The following is a 4,023-nucleotide window of genomic DNA, read 5'->3' as shown; positions in this document are numbered from 1 at the left end:
CAGCACAGCTTGGCGTGCTTGGGCGGACACGCCGTGCTTGCCGTTCAGGACCCGGGACACCGTGGCCGTGCTGACGCCGGCCTGCTCAGCCAGATCCGTCAGACGGGTACGCACAGGCGGCAGCGTAGGGGACACCTGACCTCCTCGTCCGTCGCCGTTGATGATGTCGCTGCGAGAGCGTTGCACACTCGCGCGCGCCGGTKGGGGACCGTCCGCCGGGCGTCTGCCGAGACCACCCCGTCGGCCCTGCTCGTTACGCTGGCCCCGTGACCGCACTGGACCAGTCCCTCGACGTGGACGGCTACGTCGACGCCGACCGGGAGCGCTGGGTCCAGGAGCCGGTCAAGTCCCGTGAGCGTACGGCGTTCGAGCGTGACCGCGCACGCCTGGTGCACTCCTCGGCGCTGCGGCGGCTGGGGGCGAAGACGCAGGTGCTGGGTCCCTCGTCCGACGACTTCGTGCGGACGCGCCTCACGCACACGCTCGAGGTCGCGCAGGTGGGCCGGGAGATCGGCAAGGCGCTGGGCTGCGATCCCGACATCGTCGACACCGCCTGCCTCGCCCACGACCTCGGGCACCCTCCGTTCGGGCACAACGGCGAGCGCGCGCTGGCGGAGCTGGCCAAGGGCATCGGGGGGTTCGAGGGCAACGCGCAGACCCTGCGCCTGCTCACCCGGCTGGAGCCCAAGGTCGTGGCACCCGACGGGCGTGCCGTCGGGCTCAACCTCACGCGCGCCAGCCTCGACGCCTCGGTGAAGTACCCGTGGCGGCACCTGCAGGGTCCCGTCAGCGCGGCCAGCGGTCGGCCGACGCACAAGTTCGGCGTCTACGAGGACGACCTGCCCGTGTTCGAGTGGCTGCGCGAGCAGGCGCCGGACGGCCGCAAGTGCCTCGAGGCGCAGGTCATGGACCTGGCCGACGACATCTCCTACTCCGTGCACGACGTCGAGGACGCCGTCGTCGGCGGACGCCTCGACCTCGAGGTGCTGGCCGTGCCGGACGAGCGCGGCCGCGTGGTCGAGGCCGTGCAGACCTGGTACGGCGACGGGGTGAGCGCGGACGGCCTGCAGGACGCGATGGACCGGCTGCTGGGTGCACAGCTGTGGCGCCCGGGTTTCGACGGCTCCCGCGCGGCGCTCGCCTCGCTCAAGGACTCCACGAGCCAGCTCATCGGCCGGTTCGCCAAGGCGTCCCAGCTGGCCACCCGCCAGCAGTACGGCACCGGTCCGCTCACCCGGTACGCCGCGGACCTGATCGTGCCGCACGAGACCTTGGCGGAGATCCTCGTGCTCAAGGGCCTCGCGGTCGCGTACGTGATGGCCCCGCGCGAGCTCGAGCCGCTCTACCACCGCCAGCGCGAGGTGCTGGTGGACCTGGTGCACGTGCTGTCCGACCGTGCCCCGATCGCCCTCGAGCCGCCCTTCGCGGCGGACTGGGTCGAGGCCGCCGACGACGCCGCACGTCTGCGCGTGGTGATCGACCAGGTGGCCTCGCTCACCGACGTCTCGGCGGCCGAGCTGCACGCGCGGCTGGTCCACCCGCCCCGGCACGGAGGACCCGCGGCGCTGGTGTGAACCCGGTCTTCCGGGTGGGCGCCGACGCCTAGACTCCTCGCGTGGCAGGACGCATCCGGCGGGAGGACGTGGAAGCGGTCCGCGAGCGCGCCCACATCGAGGAGATCGTCGGCCAGCACGTCACGCTGAGGTCCGCGGGCGTGGGCTCGATGAAGGGCCTGTGCCCGTTCCACGACGAGCGCTCACCCTCCTTCCACGTGCGCCCCCAGGTCGGCCGGTACCACTGCTTCGGCTGCGGCGAGGGCGGCGACGTCATCGACTTCGTGCAGAAGGTCGACGGCCTGGGCTTCTCCGAGGCCGTCGAGTACCTGGCCGGCAAGGTCGGGCTGCAGCTCCGGTACGAGGAGGGTGGCGCACCGCGTCCCGGTGAGGAGCCCGGCAAGCGTCGTCGGCTCATCGAGGCGCACAAGGTGGCCGAGGAGTTCTACCGCGAGCAGCTGAGCACCCCGGCCGCCGCGGCGGGACGGCAGTTCCTCGCCGAGCGGGGGTTCGACCGGACGGCCGCGGCCGACTTCGGCGTCGGGTTCGCTCCGCAGGGCTGGGACTCGCTCATGCGCCACCTGCGCGGTCGCGGGTTCACCGAGGCGGAGCTCACGCTCTCCGGGCTGGTCAGCCAGGGGCAGCGTGGCGTGTACGACCGGTTCCGCGGCAGGCTGGTCTGGCCGATCCGCGAGGTGACGGGCGAGACCGTCGGCTTCGGGGCACGGCGGCTCTTCGAGGAGGATCAGGGTCCCAAGTACCTGAACACTCCCGAGACACCTCTCTACAAGAAGTCGCACGTGCTCTACGGGATCGACCTGGCCAAGCGGGACCTGCAGCGCGACAAGCGCGTCGTGGTCGTCGAGGGGTACACCGACGTCATGGCCATGCACCTGTCGGGTGTCGGGACCGCGGTCGCCACGTGCGGCACCGCGTTCGGCTCCGACCACGCACGGATCGTGCGCCGGCTCATCGGCGACTCGGGTTCCAGCGGGGGAGTGCAGCTGGCCTCGGGGGCCTCCGTCGGCGGGGAGATCATCTTCACSTTCGACGGCGACGCGGCCGGCCAGAAGGCGGCGCTGCGGGCGTTCGGCGAGGATCAGTCGTTCTCCGCGCAGACGTTCGTCGCCGTCGAGAAGTCGGGCATGGACCCGTGCGAGCTCCGCCAGGCGAAGGGGCCGGACGCCGTCCGCGCCCTGGTCGCGGGCCGGACCCCGCTCTACGAGTTCGTCATMCGCTCCACCCTCGCCTCGTACGACCTGCGGACCGCCGAGGGGCGGATCGGCGCGCTGCGGGCTGCCGCCCCGATCGTCGCGGGGATCCGCGACACCGGGCTGCGCCCCGAGTACACGAGGCTGCTGTCGGGCTGGCTGGGGATCGACGACCAGGACTCGGTGCGCCGGGCGGTGCAGGGCGCGTCCCCGTCGACCCGCCCCGCGGCCCCCCGCACCGAGCGCCCGTCGTCCGAGCCGGTGCAGGTGCCCGTCGCGCGCATGCCCGTCCCGGACCGGCGGGACCCGGTCGCGCAGATCGAGCGCACCGCCCTGGAGGTCGTGCTGCAGCGCCCGGACCTCGTGGCCCCCGACTTCGACGAGCTCCCCTCCGACGCCTTCGGCGCTCCGGCGTACCGCGCCGTGCACGAGGCGATCCGTGCGGCAGGCGGACTGACCGTCGCCCGCCCGCTGCTGCAGAGCTCCGGCGGGTCGACGGGATGGGTGGGTGCCGTGATCGAGCAGGCCGCCGAGCCGGTCCGCGCACTGGTCACCGAGCTCGCCGTCGCACCGCTGCCCGAGGACCGTCCGGAGTCGCTCGAGGGGTACGTCAAGGGCGTCGTGCTCCGGCTGGTGGAGATCGGGTTCACGCGGCACATCGCCGACCTGCGCGGACGACTGCAGCGGATGGACGCCGAGGCCGACCCGACCGCCTACCAGGCCGCGTTCGCGGAGCTGGTCGAGGTCGAGGGCCGCCGTCGGAACCTGCGGGAGAGCGCCTGACATAGGTGAGGCAAACCTGCGTTTGTGCAGGTCAGGGGAGGCTTTGCTTCGGTGACAAGGTGTCCCGGGGTGCCTACCGTGGAGGTATGACCGCCCTCCAGACGCACCGCCCGGCCCCCACGCTGCAGAGCCTGAACTGGCTGCGTGCCGGTGTCCTCGGCGCCAACGACGGCATCGTGTCGGTCGCCGCGACCGTGCTCGGTGTCGCCGGGGCGGCCACGCCGGTGGGCACGATCGCCCTCGCGGGCATCGCCGCGCTGGTCGCGGGCGCCCTGTCCATGGCGGCGGGGGAGTACGTGTCGGTGAGCAGCCAGCGCGACGCGGAGCGGTCCGCGGTGCGGCGCGGCCGGGTGCTGCCGACGCTGGTCGTGACGGGGCCCGAGGAGTACACCAACCCGTGGCACGCGGCCGTGGCGTCGCTCGGTGCCTTCCTCGTCGGCGGCCTCGTCCCGCTCCTCGTCGTGCTGGCTCCCTGG

The 4,023-nt window shown here is 73.0% G+C and carries 4 protein-coding genes; 3 read left to right on the top strand and 1 reads right to left on the bottom strand.

What is annotated here, in order from left to right; translation table 11 throughout:
* The coding region (locus AC1DUQ_RS18810; protein WP_477074334.1) for a LacI family DNA-binding transcriptional regulator at positions 1–135 on the bottom strand (135 nt) is incomplete at its 3' end.
* 140 nt (positions 136–275) lie between these two features.
* On the opposite strand from AC1DUQ_RS18810, the gene AC1DUQ_RS18805 reads away from it, so the two are divergent.
* From AC1DUQ_RS18805 to AC1DUQ_RS18795, 3 genes are all read left to right on the top strand, one after another.
* A complete protein-coding gene (locus tag AC1DUQ_RS18805; RefSeq protein ID WP_477061904.1) occupies positions 276–1,574 on the top strand; it encodes a deoxyguanosinetriphosphate triphosphohydrolase in 1,299 nt (432 codons plus the stop codon).
* Between the two features lie 41 nt (positions 1,575–1,615).
* Positions 1,616–3,547 (top strand): DNA primase, encoded by a 1,932-nt coding sequence (gene dnaG, locus AC1DUQ_RS18800; protein WP_477061641.1) that lies wholly within the window; start codon positions 1,616–1,618, stop codon positions 3,545–3,547.
* 86 nt (positions 3,548–3,633) lie between these two features.
* A partial coding sequence (locus AC1DUQ_RS18795; RefSeq protein WP_477074333.1) for a VIT1/CCC1 transporter family protein occupies positions 3,634–4,023 on the top strand: 390 nt, incomplete at its 3' end.

The sequence above is a fragment of the Cellulomonas sp. P4_B5_2 genome (assembly GCF_056402235.1).
The sequence above is the reverse complement of the archived record's forward strand: the minus strand, read 5'-3'. Positions and strand labels throughout refer to the sequence as shown.